This is a genomic window from Rhizobium viscosum (assembly GCF_014873945.1).
Lineage (GTDB): Bacteria > Pseudomonadota > Alphaproteobacteria > Rhizobiales > Rhizobiaceae > Rhizobium > Rhizobium viscosum.
In genome coordinates this window covers 691,552-707,403 of record NZ_JADBEC010000001.1, presented here as the reverse complement: position 1 = coordinate 707,403, position 15,852 = coordinate 691,552, and the positions used below count along the sequence as shown (strand labels likewise).

The following is a 15,852-nucleotide window of genomic DNA, read 5'->3' as shown; positions in this document are numbered from 1 at the left end:
CCATTTGTGATTGCTGGTTTTTCAGAGGGATTCGCTGATGGCGGCCTAGCTGTCCGTAGGGTGGAAGACAGCTAGGCGGCAAATCATCTGCGGGAAATCAGCCCTTGAGAGTGCGCTCGACGATGTCGCGTACATCGGTCGAAAGGCTGTCGGCCTTTTCGATTTCCATCAACGCCGAACGCGCGTGATCGGCGCGGGCCGATTCCAGCGAGCGCCAGGAACGCATGGAGGTCAGCAGGCGCGCAGCAAGCTGCGGGTTGCGCTGGTCGATGTCGAGGATCTGGCTGGCGAGGAAACGGTAGCCTTCACCATCAGCACGGCCGAAGCCGGTCGGGTTGCCGAAGGCGAACGTCCCGACCAGCGAGCGCATGCGGTTCGGGTTGGTGCGCTTGAAGAGCGGGTTTTCCATCAGCGCCTTGACGCGATCGAGCGCGCCCGGCCCGGGAATGCCGGCCTGGATCGCAAACCACTTGTCGACGACGAGCGCATTGTCCTGGAAACGGCTGCGGAACGTTTCGAGCGCGGCCTTCGCCTCTGCACTGTCGGGGAAGCGATGAGCGAGGATCGTCAGCGCATGGCTGAGATCGGTCATGTTGTTGGCGCCGTCGAAGGCGGCCTTGGCACGAGCCGGGCTGCTCTCGGCATAGGAGAGATAGGTAAGGGCGGTGTTGCGCAGCGCACGGCGGCCGGCGCTTTTGGCATCCGGGCTGAATTCGCCCGGTGTGGTCATCGCGTCGTAGAGGGCCGCGAAGGTCGCTTTGCCGGCTTCGGCAATCTGTTTCATGATCGCCTGACGGCCCGCATGAACGGCATCGGGATCGATATTGCTGCCGAGCTCGCGGGCGATGTCGGATTCGCTCGGCAAGGCGAGCGCCTGGGCGCGGAAGGCGGGCTCGAGGCTTTCATCGGCGGCCGCTGCAATCAGCGTATCGACGAAGGTCTGTTCGCAGACGATCGGCGCTCCCTCGCGGGCATCGCGGGCGGCCTTCAAGAGGTTCGGCAGTGCCAGATCGGTCAGCGCCTGCCAGCGGGCGAAATGATCCGTCTCGTAGCGGGCGAGCAGTGCCAGATCGGCCGGGCTCTGGTCGAAATGCAGGTTGATCGGTGCGGAGAAGCTGCGGTTGATCGAAACAACAGGACGCGAGGCAACGCCATGGAAGACGGCCGTCTGTGTCCGCGCCGTCAAATGCAGCACCTCGCCGGCATATTCGGCGCCATCGACGGAGGCAGGCTCGAACTTCGAACCGTCTTCGGCAAAGAGCGCCAGGCTCAGAGGAATATGCATCGGCTCCTTGGTCGGTTGACCGGGAGTGGCAGGCGTCATCTGTTCCAGCGACAGGCTGAAGCTCTTGGCGCCTGCGTCATAGCTGCCGGAGGCGGTGACCAGCGGCGTGCCGGCCTGGTGGTACCAGAGCGAAAACTGCGCGAGGTCGCGGCCGCTCGCATCTTCGAAGCATTTGACGAAATCCTCGATCGTGACGGCCTGGCCGTCATGGCGGTCGAAATAGAGGCCCATGCCCTTCTTGAAGGTCTCGCGGCCGAGCAGGGTCGCGATCATGCGTGTGACTTCGCTGCCCTTCTCGTACACCGTCGTGGTATAGAAGTTGTTGATCTCGCGATACTTGGTCGGGCGCACCGGATGGGCGAGCGGTCCGCCGTCTTCCGGGAACTGCTCGGACTTCAGGTGGCGCACCTCGGCGATGCGCTTGACCGGGCGCGAGCGCTGGTCCGACGAGAATTCGTGGTCGCGATAAACAGTCAGGCCTTCCTTGAGGCAGAGCTGGAACCAGTCGCGGCAGGTGATGCGGTTGCCGGTCCAGTTGTGGAAGTATTCATGCGCGATGATCGCTTCGATATTGGCGTAATCGGCATCGGTCGCCGTTTCAGGGTCGGCGAGCACGTATTTGTCGTTGAAGATGTTGAGGCCCTTGTTCTCCATGGCCCCCATGTTGAAGTCGGAGACGGCAACGATCATGAAGATGTCGAGATCGTATTCGCGACCGAACACTTCCTCGTCCCACTTCATCGACCGCTTCAGCGCGTCCATGGCATAGGCCGCGCGCGGCTCCTTGCCATGTTCGACATAGATCTTCAGCACGACCTCGCGGCCGGACATCGTGGTGAACGTGTCTTCGACGACGCCGAGATCGCCGGCGACCAGCGCGAAGAGATAGCTCGGCTTCGGATGCGGATCGAACCAGGCGGCGAAATGCTTGCCCGGGCCGTAACCTGCGCCGCCGAGGAAGTTGCCGTTCGACAGGAGCAGCGGATTGGCATCCTTGTCTGCGATGATGTTGACCGTATAGGGCGCCAGCACATCCGGCCGGTCGGGGAAATAGGTGATGCGGCGGAAGCCTTCGGCCTCGCACTGCGTGCAATAGATGCCGCTGGTGCGGTAAAGACCCATCAGCTGGGTATTGGCTTCCGGATTGATGATCGTGGTGACGGTCACTTCGAAAGGCACCGTTTCCGGCAGGTCGCGGATAACAAGGCTTTCGGGCGTTACCGTGTAGCGTTCCGGCGCCAGTTCGTTCTGGTCGAAGAGAAGGCTGGAAAGATTGAGCTCGTCGCCATCGAGGATGAGGGGCGCGGAAGGATCGACGCCTTCGCGGCGATGGAAAATCAGCCGCGCTTCCACCTTTGTTTCAGTCGGATCCAGTTCAAAAGTCAGGTCGACGCGTTCCAGCACGAAATCTGTTGGGCGGTAATCTGCCAGATTGATGACCTGACCGGTATCTGTTCGCATGTTGCCTGAAGACCCTTATTAGACAATGGCCGAATACAGAGGCGGGCGCGCTCTGCTGAAATTGGCGGCCATGATTACATTAAAGTCTGAACTAAAGTTAAAGCAATTTGGCTGTGAACGCGAAGTTCACAGCCAAATTATTATGGTCAAATTGTCGTGCATATGCAGCCGAAAGGGGAAGATTGCTATTTGAGATTGAGGGCGATCTTGATCTCGGCGTCGCTTTCCGTCTGCTGGATGACAACGCCATACCAGCCGAGCCCGTCATAATCCTCGTAGCCGAGCGTGCGCGCAAAGGCGACGATCGAGCCGTTATTATCGTAATAACTGCCCTTGGGCTGGCCCGTCTGGTTGGCGAGCGCGAAATGGGTGAAGAGCATGGCCGGATTGGTGCTGGCGATCACCCGGCTTGCGCCGTCGAGCAGCATGACGGTGGTCTTTTCCGCAAGCTGCGGCGGCAGGTTCGCTTCCTTCTCGACGATTGCCTGGCCCTGGTTCTGCCAGTCGAAATAGACGCCGAGCGTGCCCAGGAGTTTGCCGTCGAGCTTGCCGCCTTCACGGATGCCGGTCGCGTAGACAAGCGCATGCCGCTGGTCGTGCAGAACGCTCGGCTTGACTTCATCGACGATATAGTCGTCGCCGGACGCGCAGCTCGCCGCTGCCCGGAACCATGGATCGCCGGTAACGGATGAACCGGATATCTTACGCTGGAAGGTCGGGTTGGCGGACGCGATCACCCGGCCGGAGAGATCGGTCATGACAAGGTCGAGATAGACGGTATAAAAGCGGTTGATGGTGCCGAGCCGTTCGGCTGCGAAGGCGACCCGGTCCTTTTCCGGCTCCTGCAATGCCTGCCAGAGCGCCGGATCCGTCGCCCACCAGCGCACGTCGGCGGTGCGTTCGAAGAGGTTGCGCACGATGAGCTGAACCAATGTCTGCGCGAGATCGGTCAACCGCACGCCTTCCATCTCGGTGACGAGCGAATCCGCCATCGCACGGCTCAGCCCGATGCGTCCCAGCACATTGCTCTCGAACTTGCTGGTGATCTCGGTGGCGATCTGCGCCAGCCGCTGCACTTCATTGGCGACGACCGCAAAGCCCTTGCCGGTTTCGCCGGCGCGGGCCGCCTCGATCAACGCATTGATGGCAAGCAGCTTGATCTGCTTGACGATGCTGGTGTTGTCGGCGCTGAAGCGCTCCAGATCGGTGCTGATGCCATCGGTGACGACACGCATCGAGCGGGGCGTTGCGTTCTGCGACTGGGAAACGATCTCTGCGCTGAGCGGCTTCATCAAAAAGATCCTGAAAATAAGCTGACGCGACTGGCTGCGTACGAATGCGATTCTTTTGTATGATTAATTAACTGCGAACGATGCGGGGGCATGGTTTGCAACAGGTTAACGCAAAGGGTCCGGATGCGAACATTTTCGGGTGAATAAGCGTAAAACGAGAAGTTTTTTCATCAAAAAACGAAGTTGCACAGAAAAGCGGCAGGTTAAAAGCAGGCAAATACTTGCTGCCTGCAGCATCCGCCCGAGAATCAGAATCGATTTTCGGAAAGCCTGATGCGTAGATTCCAGGAGTTGGAGCGTGCGAATGCACGCACGGCGTTTGGTGCGCGCAGATTTTTTCCCACCGGTGCATTTCTTCGGTTACGATGAGAAAATCGTCCGCTGCGTTCGAGTCGAACGCGTCTCCCCCGCTCGGCATGCCCGCACAAGAGCCTGGATCATGGAATCGGTTCTCAGAAACCCGATGAGAGGCATTGCGCTGAAAGTCTCGTCGGTCGTGGTCTTCCTGGCCATGCAGACATTCATCAAGCTGGCAGGATCGGATATCCCGCCGGGGCAGGTGACTTTCTGCCGCTCCTTCTTTGCGCTGTTTCCGATCATGGCCTATCTCGGCTATCGGCATCAGCTGCGCTCGGCCTTCTACACCGCCAATCCGATCGGTCATCTGAAGCGCGGCACGCTCGGCATCATCTCGATGGGGCTCGGCTTCTACGGGCTTTTGCATCTGCCGCTGCCGGAGGCGATCGCGCTCGGTTATGCCACGCCCCTCGTTGCCGTCATTTTCGCTGCGGTTTTCCTGGGAGAGACGGTGCGCGTCTATCGCTGGAGCGCTGTCTGCTTCGGCATCATCGGTGTCGCCATCATCTCCTGGCCGAAGCTCACGCTGTTCCGGGACGGCGGCATGGCGGCCGAACAGGCGGTCGGCGCACTCTGCGTGCTGCTGTCGGCCGTGCTTGGCGGCATGGCGATGATCCAGGTTCGCCGCCTTGTCGAGGAAGAGAAGACGGCGACGATCGTGCTCTACTTCTCGATCACTGCTTCGGTCTTCTCTCTGGTGACTGTCCCCTTCGGCTGGCTTCTGCTCGACTGGTCCTCGGCTCTTTTCCTCATCGCTGCCGGTTTCTGCGGCGGTGTGGCACAGATCCTCCTGACCGAGAGTTACCGGCACGCGGATGTTTCCACCATCGCTCCCTTCGAATACAGCTCGATCCTGCTTGGCGGCATCGTCGCTTACTATGTCTTCGGCGACGTTCCGAGCAGTACGATGCTTTTCGGCACGATCATTGTCATTGCCGCCGGCATCTTCATCATCTACCGCGAGCATCAGCTTGGTCTCGAGCGCCGCGAAGCGCGAAAAGCCGGTGCGCCGCAATCCTGAGCGGCTGAAACTATATCACAAGGCGAATTTCATAGCGCGCTGATTGAAAAATCACGACACACACCCCTCAAAAGAGAATGGGATGGCGAAATCTTGGGATATCGCTTTTGGCAAAAATATGGTTATGAAAGTGAATTACTTTCATTTATTCAAAGCTGTGCATAATCGATAGGCCATGGATGCCGGGGGAGTTTCGGTATCGCTGCTCCGAACGCTGGCTTGCGAGCGAGGGTTGAGGAAAAGCATCATGGCGTTCACGGCAGAAGAACTGGCGCAGAACCCTTCTTTCGTAGTGAGCATTCGCTTCCTGGCCGGGCAAATGCGCGGCATGTTTGATGCGGGGCCGCGGCTGGCGCGCCTGCTGGCCTCGCATCAACGCTGGCTGCTGACGCAGACGGCCTATGCGCTGCATCTCGAATATGATCCGCGGGACGCGACCTCGGGTTTCACCGCCGTCCGGCTGACCGGCAAGATCACGGCGCACAAGATCGCCAGCCGCAACACGGTGCTTGCGTTCATCGAAGAGCTCTTCACCTACCGCTTCATCACCCACACACCCGGTGACGAACGCCGTCGTCCGCGCCATTTTGAGCCGGCCGAAGTCAGCCACCAGGCAATGTTCGGCTGGTTGCACTCCAACCTCGGCGCGCTCGATCTTATCGATGGTGGAAGCCGGGCGGCCTTCCTGCAGGAAAATCCCCTGCTTTTCCGCCAGATCCAGCCACGTGTCGCCTATAATTGCCTCGAAGATATCAACTGGCGCGAACCGCCTGAACAAGTGGCGCTGTTCCTCTGGACGGAAGCTGGCGGTATGGTCATCGATCATTTCATGTCCCGGCTCGATCTCGAAGGAACCGATCCGGCGCGGCTGTCGATCGGCAAGGTGGAAACCCGCCCGCTTGCCGGTGACTTCATGATGTCGCGCACGCATCTCCAGCGGCTGCTCGCAAAGGGCGCGCAGCGCGGCTGTCTCGGCTGGTACGACGAGCCGAAGAAATCGCAACTGTGGCTGTCGCGCGATTTCCTGAAGGAATATGTCGGCTGGCAGGCGATCAAGTTCGCCTATGTGGACGAAGCCTTCGAATCCGCAAGGGAAGGGTTCGAGAGCGCAGGCGGCTAACGCAATTCCAGCAAAAGTGTGCCGCGGTTTTTGCGTCCGGAATTGCGCGAAAATACCTTCAGAATGCGATGGCGGCAGCCGGGGTCTCGATCTCGGCTGAGGCGTCGCAAAGCTCGCGGCGATATTCGTGCGCGGCGCAGACGGCAGCACGGATATGCTCGAAAGAGTCGAGGTGACGCAGCAGTGAAATCAGAATTGTTGACATCGATCGTTACTTCTTGAAATGCGAAAAGGCAGGCGAACCGCCTGCCGGATCATCATTCCGGAATCTTCAATATTCCTGGAAATCCGAGAAGATCATTGTCGGACGCGACGTACGGCTGTTAATGCCGGTACCGCGGGCGATCATCTGTTCGTTTGTGGCAAAGCCGAAACGGCTGTAGCCCTGTGTGGTGCGAACCTGATCGCTTGCTTGGCGCAGGGTTTCAAACCCGCAATGTATAGGACGAAAACGCTTGCTCATGGCCTTGGTTCCTGTTCATTCCTCCCAAGACACGCCTTCTATATTGCAGTGCAGCATTGATTCTTCAATGCACCCTTGCAGGATGCAGCCATGCGTATATTGCATGGACAAATTCATAATATTTTCAAACTTGGCTAATTTGTAAGCAGAGAGAGCTCTTTAAGTCTAGCCTGGAAGGCCAATAGATCGCTCCAGGCAAGCCGCTTATTGACCGGCGCGGTTAACAGGTCTTGCGGATGCAGGCTGGCAATGGCCGGAATGACCTGATCTGCGACAGCGATCTCCTTCCACCGGCCGCGAAGCCCGTGGATCGTGTCATTTTCACCGAAGAAGAACCGCGCCGTGTAGTTGCCGAGCAGCAGAATGGCACGCGGTTCGGCAAGCGCGATCTGCCGCTCGATGAAGGGACGGCAAATCTCCGTCTCGGCCGCGGACGGCATGCGGTTGCCGGGCGGACGCCAGGGTATGATCTGCGTCAGGAGAATGGCTGACCGCTCGAGGCCGATCGAGGCCAGCATCCGGTCCAGCAACTGGCCCTGCCTGCCGGCAAAGGCCGCTCCCTCGCGCTCGTCATCGGCGCCTGGCGCCGGGCCGATCACCATGATGCCGCTTGCCGGATCGCCGCTTGCGAAAATGGTCGAGCGGGCGCTGTTTTTCAGATTGCAGCCATTGAAGGCTTCGAGCGCCGTCTTGAGTTCTGTAAGCGAGCGGGCGCTCTCGGCCGCGAACCGCGCCTGCTGCACTGCTTCACCGTCGGGAATTGCAGGCTGTGACCGCGAGGCAGGAGCCGAGGCTGCTGCGTTCTGCTGCGGCGCGGGCGGGGCGGGGCGGGAGGGCGCCTGCCTGTCCTGTGGTGCCTGTCTTTCCGGCTGCGGTTGCGCTGCCGGAGCCGCCGAACGGCGCGCAGCTTTCATCGCCTCGAACTCGGCGAAACGGTCGACCGGCTCGTCCTCCAGCAGCCAGTCCACACCTGCCTCCGCATGGAAATGCAGAAGTGCTGCAAGTTCGGCCGGACTCAGGTCGTTGGCGGAGATCATGGACAGACCCTAGCGGAGCGAAAACGGCAATGAAAGGGCGGGCAGAGTCACACGCGCCCTTTCGCCCGTTATTGCACAGTCCATTGGTCGATATCGTCGCGTTCGCCGATCAGCGCCAGACCGTGGGCGATCGAGAGCAGTTCGCCGCCGGTCTCGATCTTGTCCCGGTCGAAGCGCTCGTTGAAGATGCGCCGCACCGCCGGCACGAAGGATGTGCCGCCCGTCAGGAACACCTTGTCGATGCCGGATGCATCCGTATTGGTCTTTTCCAGCACCTCGTCGAGCGCGCCTTCGATGCGGGCGAGGTCGTCGACGATCCAGCTTTCGAAATCGCTGCGCTTGATCGTGCGGTGGCCGCCGCGCCCAAGCGGGGCAAAATCGAAGGGGGCTTCCTCCGCGGAGGAAAGCGCCATCTTCGTTGCCGAGACCGCCTGATAGAGCGGATAGCCTTCGTCATGGTCGATGAGATCGACAAAAGTTTCCAACTTCTCCGGTTCCAGCGCCGTGCGCACCAGCTTCTTCAGATCCTCGAATTCCCTGGAGGTCTTGAAGATTGACAGCTGGTTCCAGCGGCTGAAGCTCGCATAGTAGTTCGAGGGAACCTCAAGGATTTTGTCAAAGCTCTTGAAATGGCTGCCCTTGCCGATCAGCGGCGCGACGATATTGTCGATCATGCGCGCGTCGAAATGATCGCCGGCGACGCCGACACCGGAATGGCCGATCGGCGTTGCCGTCAGTTTGCCGGCCTTGGTCTCGAAGCGGATCAGCGAATAGTCCGTCGTACCGCCGCCAAAGTCGGCGACGAGCACGGTCGCATCGGCCTTCAGGTTCTGCGCGAAGTAGAAAGCGGCCGCGACCGGTTCGTAGACATAGTGAATTTCCGGAAAGCCGAAGCGCGTCAGCGCCTCGTTGTAGCGCTGCACCGCCAGCACCGGGTCCGGACTGGCGCCGGCAAAATGCACCGGGCGGCCGGCGATGATGCGGCCGGTATCATCGGGCCAGTTCTCGCCTGCGTAATGGCGAAGACGCCGGATGAAGATTTCCATCAGGTCTTCGAAGCTCTGCCGCTTGCCGAAGATGATCGTGCCCTGGAAGAGGGCGCTTGCAGCGAAGGTCTTGATCGACTGCAGGAAACGACAATCGCCGGGATTGTCGATGAACTGCTGGATCGCCGCGTGCCCGGCCTCCACCTTCAGCGCCGAAGCACCTAGCTGCGGATCCTTCATGAAGGAGAGCGCGGTGCGCATGCTGTCGGCCGTGCCGGCGCTGCTGGTAAGCGATATGGAATGCGTGTCTGCGCCGCCGTCTGCCAGCGCCAGAACAGTATTGGTCGTGCCGAAGTCAAGCCCGAGCGCCCGTGCCATGGCCGTGCTCCCTATCAAATATGTCGAAAATCATTGAACCGGGGCAGGTGCCCCGAAATGCGAAAGGGCGCCTTATTGTGCGCCCCAGGATGTTGTGAGAGGCGCGTGATCGCACAGGAGAGGCCGGAAGGCAACCCGTTCCTGTCAGTTTTGGAGTTGCGCGCGCGTCTCCTCGGCCATCTTGCTGATCCACTTGCGAAACATCTCCATGGCAGGCGTGACGGAGCGGGATTTGAGCCGCATCAGCCAGTAACTGCCCTTGGAAATCCAGATCGGGAAGGGCTGCTCCAACTCCCCCGCTGCAAGCTGGCGGGAGAACATCAAGGGCGGCGCCAGCGCCACGCCCGCACCCTGCAGCGCCGCCTCGATCATCAGCACGGAGGAATCGAAGACCATGCCCCGGATCGGCGGCGGTGTGACGCCCGCCGTCTCGAACCAACCAGGCCATTCGTCGGCGCGGTAGGAGCGCAGCAATGTCTGATGCGCGACATCTTCAGGGGCGGAAAGCTGGCGGGCGATGGAGGGAGTGCAGAGCACCGAAAGCGGCGCTTCGAACAGGGGTTCGGCCTCTATGTCGTGCCAGGCGCCGTTGCCGAACTTGATCGTATAGTCGAGCCCTTCGGCGGCAATATCGACGCGATTGTTGTTGGTCGAAAGCCTGAGATCGATGAAGGGATATTGCTCGCGGAAATCGGCAAGTCGCGGCAGGAGCCAGCCGACGGCGAGCGTGCCGACGGTGCCGAGCTTCAGCACCTCGCGCACATGGCCGCCCTCGAAACGTTCCAGCATGTCGGCCATGCGGTCGAAGGAATCCTGCAGGGCGGGCAGCAGTGCCAGTCCTTCCTCCGTGATCATCAGGCCACGGGGCAGGCGGCGAAACAGGCTGACGCCGAGCCGCTGCTCCAGGAGCTTGACCTGATGGCTGACGGCGGCTTGCGTGACACAGAGTTCGATCGCCGCCCGGGTGAAGGAGAGATGCCGCGCCGCCGCCTCGAAGGCGCGCAGCGAGTTCAGCGGCAAATATGGTCGAACCATGGCAATGGCCTAATCTGATTTATGCCTGACCGGAAATATCATCGTTTGATCGGGCCTTCCAGACCGGCCTAGAAAGCTGAGGTCGAACCATATGGAGAACGAAAGTGGCTTTCGAAAGACTTCTTCTTCTGGCATTTTCCATAAGTATTACAGCATTTTCCATGAATGTATCGCCGGCCGATGCCGCTGATCCGATCCGCTGCACCGTCATCATCGATGAGAAGACCGGCGAGACGATTTACCGTCAGGGCAATTGCGATCAGGGCTTCTACCCGCAATCGACCTTCAAACTGCCTTTGGCCATGATGGGCTATGATGCCGGCATTTTGGTCGACGAGCACAATCCGCTCTGGACATATGATCCGAAGCTCAAGCGACCGCAGCGCGAGCAGAAGGATACCGATCCGACCATCTGGGAGCGGGATTCCATCGTCTGGTTCTCACAGGCGCTGACCCGCAAGCTCGGCAAGCGCGCCTTTGCCGATTACGTCCAACGCTTCGGCTACGGCAACCAGGACGTTTCGGGTGGACCTGGCAATACGGATGGGCTGACCGAATCCTGGCTGATGTCGTCGCTCAAGATCTCCGCCGAGGATCAGGTGCGGTTCCTCCGCCGTTTCCGCACCGGCAGCCTGCCGATCTCGGAGCGTGCGCGGCAGATGACGGAGGCGATCGTCCCGCATTTCCAGGCTGCCGATGGTTGGGATATCCAGGGCAAGACGGGCGCCGGCTGGCTGCGCAACACGGCCGGCAAGACCAACTATGAACGCCCGCTCGGCTGGTTTGTCGGCTGGGCGACGAGGGGTGACCGGCGGCTGATCTTTGCAAGGCTCTATATCGCCAATCACCGCTACAGTGACAATCCCATCAGTTTCGAGACACGGGATTCACTGGTTACGGATTTGCCAAAGCTGGTCGAAGGCCGCTGATGCGAAAAGGGCACCGGAAGGCGCCCTTTTGTCTGTTTACTCCGCGGCCATCGCCTGCGTTTCCGCTGCCACATGCTCTTCCTTCTTCTCGCGGCTGAGCATGCGGTGGAGGAAATTCCCGAAGCGGTCCATCTCGACGAAGATGACAGGCGTGATGAACAGCGTCAGAAGCTGCGACACGATGAGGCCGCCGACGACGGCGATACCGAGCGGCTGGCGCAGTTCCGAGCTCGCACCCGTGCCGAGTGCGATCGGCAGGGCGCCGAGCAGGGCGCAGAAGGTCGTCATCATGATCGGGCGGAAGCGTCGCACGCAGGCTTCGTGGATCGCCGCCGTCGCCTTCTCTCCCGTCGTGCGCATGGTCTCCACCGCCACGTCGATCATCATGATCGCGTTCTTCTTGACGATGCCGATCAGCATCAGGAGGCCGATGAGCGCGATGATCGACAGGTCGAAGCCCATGATCTTCAGCGCCAGCAACGCTCCGAAGGCTGCGGCCGGCAGGCCGGAGAGGATCGTCAGCGGGTGGATGAAGCTTTCATAGAGCACGCCGAGCACGACATAGATGGTCAGCACGGCCGCCAGGATCAGATAGGGCGTATTGCCCTGCGACTGCTGGAAGATCTCTGCCGTACCGCCATAGGACGTGAAGACGTCGGCCGGCATGTCGAGGTCTTTCTTGATCTGGTCTATCCTCGCCGTCGCGTCGCTGAGCGATACGCCTTCCGGCAGGTTGAAGGAAACGGTGGTCGAGACGAGTTGGCCCGTCTGGTTGATGGTAACAGGTCCGACCGTGCGCTCGACATGCGCAAAGTTCGACAGCGGCACCAGGCTGCCATTGGAAGAAGCGACCCGGATTTCCGAGAGCTTCTGGTCGTCCCAGGGCTTGCTCGTGTCATATTCGACGATGACGTCGTAGCTGTCGCCCGTCGACTGGATCTCCGCGGCCGCAAAGCCGCTGAAGGATTCCTGCAGCGTCGTGCGCAGCGTGTCGTTGTCGATCCCGTAGGCTGCTGCCCGCTCGGTATCGATGACGATGCTCGCCTGCAGCGCATTGTTCTGCGCATCCGAGGTCACGTCCGTGAACAGGCGGTCGGCGCGCATCGCCTGCTGGATCTTGCCGGCCCATAGGTTGGTCTGGTCGGCGTTCAGCGCCTGGATGACCAGCTGATATTGGCTGGCGGTCTGGCGGCCGCCGAAGCGCAGGCTCTGGTTCGGCGTCACGAAGGCCTGCAGGCCGGGGATCTTGTTGATCGCCGTGCGCAGCTCGCGCAGCGTCTGGTCAAGCGGTTCACGCTGATCCTTGTCCTTGAGTTCGACGAACATCGAGCCGTTGTTCTGTGGCTTGTTGGGGTTGCCGCCGATGGTCGACATCACGTGGTTGACGGCCGGGTTCGCCTTGACGACGGCGGCCGCCTGCTGCTGCAGGGCCTCCATCGCCGAATAGGAAATATCCTGTCGCGCCTGCGTGCTGATCGTCAGCCGCCCGATATCTTCCTGCGGGAAGAAGCTCGTCGGCAGCGTCATGAAGAAATAGACGGTCAGCGCGACGGAAGCGAGGAAGATCCCGAGGATGAACGGCCGGTGGCGAAGGCACCATCCGACTGCATTGTCATAACCGCGCAGCGTCCGCTCGAAACCGGCATCGAAGATGCGGATGAGCAGTGGCGGACGGCTGTGGTTGCTGGAAAGACGCGAGCCGAGCATCGGCGTCACCGTCAGCGACACGATCGCCGAGGCGATGATGGCGATCGCCACCACCATGCCGAATTCGTTGAACACGCGGCCGACGACACCGCCCATCAAGAGGATCGGGATGAAGACCGCAATCAGCGACACCGACATGGAGATGATGGTGTAGCTGACTTCACCCGCACCCTTGATCGCCGCCTCCCGCACCGGCATGCCTTCCTCGACATGCCGCAGGATGTTTTCCAGCATGACGATCGCGTCGTCCACCACAAGGCCCACCGCGAGCGTCAAACCCAGCAGCGAGATATTGTCGATGCTGTAGCCCAGCACATACATCATGCCGAAGGTCGAGATCAGCGACAGCGGAACGGCAAGGCCCGGAATGATCGTAGCCGTTGCATGGCCGGTGAAGAGATAGATGACAAGAACGACGAGGCCGATCGTCAAGAGCAGCGTGAACTTCACGTCGGCGATGGCATCGCGGATCGGCTTTGCGGCATCGTTCATGATGACCGTGTTGACCGAGGGCGGGATTTCCGCGTGAAGCTGCGGCAGCTTGGCGTTGATCGCATCGACGACGTCGACCGTATTGGCGTCCGGCTGGCGCTGGATGGCGAGGATGATGCCGCGCTGGCCGTCATACCAGCTGCCCGTATATTGGTTCTCGACGCTGTCCTGGACATCGGCGATATCGCCGAGATGGACCGGCGCACCGTTCGGATTGGCGATGACCAGCGAACGGAATTGCTCGGCATTGGTGCGTTGCGTATTCGCCGTGATCGTCATGGCCTGCGAATTGTTCTGCAGCGTGCCCACTGGCTGTTGGCTGTTGGCGGCGGCAAGCGCCTTGTTGACGGTGTCGATGCCGATGCCGCGGGTGAGCAGCTTGTTGGGATCGACCTCGACGCGCACGGCATAGGTCTGCGCACCGAAGACGCTGACCTGGGCAACGCCTGGAAGCGTTGACAGCGACGGCGAAATGATGTCCTCGGCGATCTCGTCGAGCTTGCTGCGCGGCATGGTGTTGCTTTGCACCGAAAGCAGCATGATCGGCGCATCGGCCGGGTTGGTCTTCCGGTAGCTCGGCGGTGTCGTCATGTTGTCGGGTAGCTGCCGCGTCGCATGCGAAATGGCCGCCTGCACGTCGGCGGCGGCCGCATCGATATCGCGGTTCAGGTCGAATTGCAGCACGATACTGGTGCTGCCGAGCGAACTCGACGCGCTGATCTCGCTGATGCCGGGGATCGTCTCGAACTGCTTGATCAGCGGTGTGGCGACCGAAGTGGCCATCGTCTGCGGCGAGGCGCCGCTCAGCTGCGCCGAGACGTTGATGGTCGGGAAGTCGACCTGTGGCAGGGCCGCGACCGGCACGAGCCGGTAGCCCGCAAGACCCGCCAGAATGACGCCGATCGCAAGCAGCGTCGTTGCGACCGGGCGCTGAATACAGAAATTCGGGATCATTGCTCAGCCCTCACCGCGATCGTTTCGGCCTGCGGCTGCTGCTGAGGCGCGTCGGCGGAGGCGACATTGAGCGTCTTGTCGTCGAATTGCTCGCTGATGGCCTGCTGGTCGTTGAGTTGGCCCTGGCCTTCGACAACCACATGGTCACCCTCCGAAAGGCCTGACGCGATGGCCGTGAAACCGCCATTGGCGCGGGCGACGGTAACGGGCGTCAGGTGCGACTTGCCATCCTTGGCTACGAAGGCAAAGAAACCGTCCGGGCCGGGGCTGACGGCAACCGTCGGCACGACCACCTGTTGTTCGTCATTGTTGAAATGGACGACGATATTGACCGACTGGCCGGGCCAGAGGGCGCCTGAGGCGTTTTCGAACTTCGCCTTGGCAAGGATCGTGCCCGATGCCGTGTCGACTGTGTTGTCGTAGAAGCTGATCTCGCCTTTGCGCACTTGCCCTTTGGTGGAATTGGGCGCCGTGCTGACCTCGACCGGACCGGAGGCCAGCGCCTTTTTCAGGACACGCAGATAGCGCTCCTGCAGATGGAACTTCACATAGATCGGATCGTATTTGGCGATGGTGACGATGGCCGCACCGGCATTGACGAAGGCACCCTTGCTGAGGGTGATATCGCCGAGCCTGCCGTCGAAAGGCGCACGAATGTCGGTATGCTCGAGCGTGACCTGGTCCGAAGCGAGCGTGGCCTTGTCGGCTTCGACGGTTGCGGCGGCGGTATCGCGGGCTGCCTGGGCCTGATCGAGGCTCTGCTGGGTGCCGGCCTTCTGGTTGAAGAGGTCCTGTGCACGGGTCAGCGCCGTCTCGGATTCTGCGAGCGTCGCCGTATCGCGCACGATCATCGCATTGTCCTTGTCGACGGCTGCCTTGGCCGTCCGGTCGTCCAGTTTGGCGATCAGGTCGCCTTCCTTCACGGTAGCGCCGTCTTCGGCTTCGATGCTGACGACGAGGCCCTGTTCCTGTGCGGCGATGGTCGTATTATCCTCGGCATCGGCCCAGCCGGTCGCCGTCACGTCCATGGGCAGAGCCGCTTTCACGGCTGCCACGGTCTTGACCATGGTCGGACCGTTTGCACCGCGCCTGCGCCCGCCGCCCTGTTGTTGACCACCCTGCTGCGCGCCGCCGCTCTGGGCCTGATCGGCCTGCGCCCGCTGATAGCCGTTGTTTTGCCCGCCCTCAGGCTTGTTGATGAACTGTGACAGATAAGGAATATCGGAAGCATAGGGGATCTTGTCCCCGAACTGCCGGAAGCCAACCGCGGCCACGGCTATAATACTGACGGTGATCCAAAATTTCTTCATAAGCGAGACCGGTTTTGTTGGGCAG

12 protein-coding genes are annotated in these 15,852 nt (G+C 60.8%); 3 read left to right on the top strand and 9 right to left on the bottom strand.

What is annotated here, in order from left to right; genetic code table 11:
* Positions 1 to 97 precede the first annotated feature (97 nt).
* Complete coding sequence (gene pepN, locus H4W29_RS03580) at positions 98 to 2,746, bottom strand: aminopeptidase N (protein ID WP_192727699.1); 2,649 nt, start codon at positions 2,744 to 2,746, stop codon at positions 98 to 100.
* 185 nt (positions 2,747 to 2,931) lie between these two features.
* The gene (locus H4W29_RS34640) at positions 2,932 to 4,038 is read right to left on the bottom strand and encodes a methyl-accepting chemotaxis protein (protein ID WP_192727698.1); all 1,107 of its coding nucleotides are present in this window, start codon (positions 4,036 to 4,038) and stop codon (positions 2,932 to 2,934) included.
* A gap of 439 nt (positions 4,039 to 4,477) precedes the next feature.
* On the opposite strand from H4W29_RS34640, the gene H4W29_RS03570 reads away from it, so the two are divergent.
* Positions 4,478 to 5,416, top strand: a complete 939-nt coding sequence (locus H4W29_RS03570) for a DMT family transporter (RefSeq protein WP_192727697.1) — start codon at positions 4,478 to 4,480, stop codon at positions 5,414 to 5,416.
* Positions 5,417 to 5,663: 247 nt separating this feature from the next.
* Positions 5,664 to 6,536 (top strand): hypothetical protein, encoded by an 873-nt coding sequence (locus H4W29_RS03565; protein ID WP_192727696.1) that lies wholly within the window; start codon positions 5,664 to 5,666, stop codon positions 6,534 to 6,536.
* A gap of 58 nt (positions 6,537 to 6,594) precedes the next feature.
* Here the strand turns inward: H4W29_RS03565 and H4W29_RS03560 are convergent, their stop codons facing one another.
* The 5 genes from H4W29_RS03560 to H4W29_RS03540 form a co-directional block, all read right to left on the bottom strand.
* Complete coding sequence (locus H4W29_RS03560; RefSeq protein ID WP_192727695.1) at positions 6,595 to 6,741, bottom strand: hypothetical protein; 147 nt, start codon at positions 6,739 to 6,741, stop codon at positions 6,595 to 6,597.
* 66 nt (positions 6,742 to 6,807) lie between these two features.
* The gene (locus tag H4W29_RS03555; protein ID WP_192727694.1) at positions 6,808 to 6,999 is read right to left on the bottom strand and encodes a hypothetical protein; all 192 of its coding nucleotides are present in this window, start codon (positions 6,997 to 6,999) and stop codon (positions 6,808 to 6,810) included.
* 134 nt (positions 7,000 to 7,133) lie between these two features.
* Positions 7,134 to 8,036: a uracil-DNA glycosylase gene (locus H4W29_RS03550; RefSeq protein WP_192727693.1), complete on the bottom strand. Its 903-nt coding sequence runs from the start codon at positions 8,034 to 8,036 to the stop codon at positions 7,134 to 7,136.
* Positions 8,037 to 8,104: 68 nt separating this feature from the next.
* Positions 8,105 to 9,400 (bottom strand): Hsp70 family protein, encoded by a 1,296-nt coding sequence (locus H4W29_RS03545; RefSeq protein WP_192727692.1) that lies wholly within the window; start codon positions 9,398 to 9,400, stop codon positions 8,105 to 8,107.
* 144 nt (positions 9,401 to 9,544) lie between these two features.
* Positions 9,545 to 10,435: a LysR family transcriptional regulator gene (locus tag H4W29_RS03540; RefSeq protein WP_192727691.1), complete on the bottom strand. Its 891-nt coding sequence runs from the start codon at positions 10,433 to 10,435 to the stop codon at positions 9,545 to 9,547.
* A gap of 104 nt (positions 10,436 to 10,539) precedes the next feature.
* Between H4W29_RS03540 and blaOXA the strand changes: the two genes are divergently transcribed.
* Positions 10,540 to 11,364 (top strand): class D beta-lactamase, encoded by an 825-nt coding sequence (gene blaOXA / locus H4W29_RS03535; RefSeq protein WP_192727690.1) that lies wholly within the window; start codon positions 10,540 to 10,542, stop codon positions 11,362 to 11,364.
* A 36-nt stretch (positions 11,365 to 11,400) separates the two neighbouring features.
* Here the strand turns inward: blaOXA and H4W29_RS03530 are convergent, their stop codons facing one another.
* The gene (locus H4W29_RS03530; protein ID WP_192727689.1) at positions 11,401 to 14,517 is read right to left on the bottom strand and encodes an efflux RND transporter permease subunit; all 3,117 of its coding nucleotides are present in this window, start codon (positions 14,515 to 14,517) and stop codon (positions 11,401 to 11,403) included.
* Positions 14,514 to 15,827 (bottom strand): efflux RND transporter periplasmic adaptor subunit, encoded by a 1,314-nt coding sequence (locus H4W29_RS03525; protein WP_192727688.1) that lies wholly within the window; start codon positions 15,825 to 15,827, stop codon positions 14,514 to 14,516. Before H4W29_RS03525 ends, H4W29_RS03530 begins: the two co-directional genes overlap by 4 nt.
* Positions 15,828 to 15,852: the final 25 nt, after the last annotated feature.

What these genes read in the sequence shown, in the direction of transcription:
- pepN (WP_192727699.1), bottom strand. Translation starts at nt 2,746, where the DNA reads ATGCGAACAGATACCGGTCAGGTCATCAATCTGGCAGATTACCGCCCA.
- H4W29_RS34640 (WP_192727698.1), bottom strand. Translation starts at nt 4,038, where the DNA reads ATGAAGCCGCTCAGCGCAGAGATCGTTTCCCAGTCGCAGAACGCAACG.
- H4W29_RS03570 (WP_192727697.1), top strand. Translation starts at nt 4,478, where the DNA reads ATGGAATCGGTTCTCAGAAACCCGATGAGAGGCATTGCGCTGAAAGTC.
- H4W29_RS03565 (WP_192727696.1), top strand. Translation starts at nt 5,664, where the DNA reads ATGGCGTTCACGGCAGAAGAACTGGCGCAGAACCCTTCTTTCGTAGTG.
- H4W29_RS03560 (WP_192727695.1), bottom strand. Translation starts at nt 6,741, where the DNA reads ATGTCAACAATTCTGATTTCACTGCTGCGTCACCTCGACTCTTTCGAG.
- H4W29_RS03555 (WP_192727694.1), bottom strand. Translation starts at nt 6,999, where the DNA reads ATGAGCAAGCGTTTTCGTCCTATACATTGCGGGTTTGAAACCCTGCGC.
- H4W29_RS03550 (WP_192727693.1), bottom strand. Translation starts at nt 8,036, where the DNA reads ATGATCTCCGCCAACGACCTGAGTCCGGCCGAACTTGCAGCACTTCTG.
- H4W29_RS03545 (WP_192727692.1), bottom strand. Translation starts at nt 9,400, where the DNA reads ATGGCACGGGCGCTCGGGCTTGACTTCGGCACGACCAATACTGTTCTG.
- H4W29_RS03540 (WP_192727691.1), bottom strand. Translation starts at nt 10,435, where the DNA reads ATGGTTCGACCATATTTGCCGCTGAACTCGCTGCGCGCCTTCGAGGCG.
- H4W29_RS03530 (WP_192727689.1), bottom strand. Translation starts at nt 14,517, where the DNA reads ATGATCCCGAATTTCTGTATTCAGCGCCCGGTCGCAACGACGCTGCTT.
- H4W29_RS03525 (WP_192727688.1), bottom strand. Translation starts at nt 15,827, where the DNA reads ATGAAGAAATTTTGGATCACCGTCAGTATTATAGCCGTGGCCGCGGTT.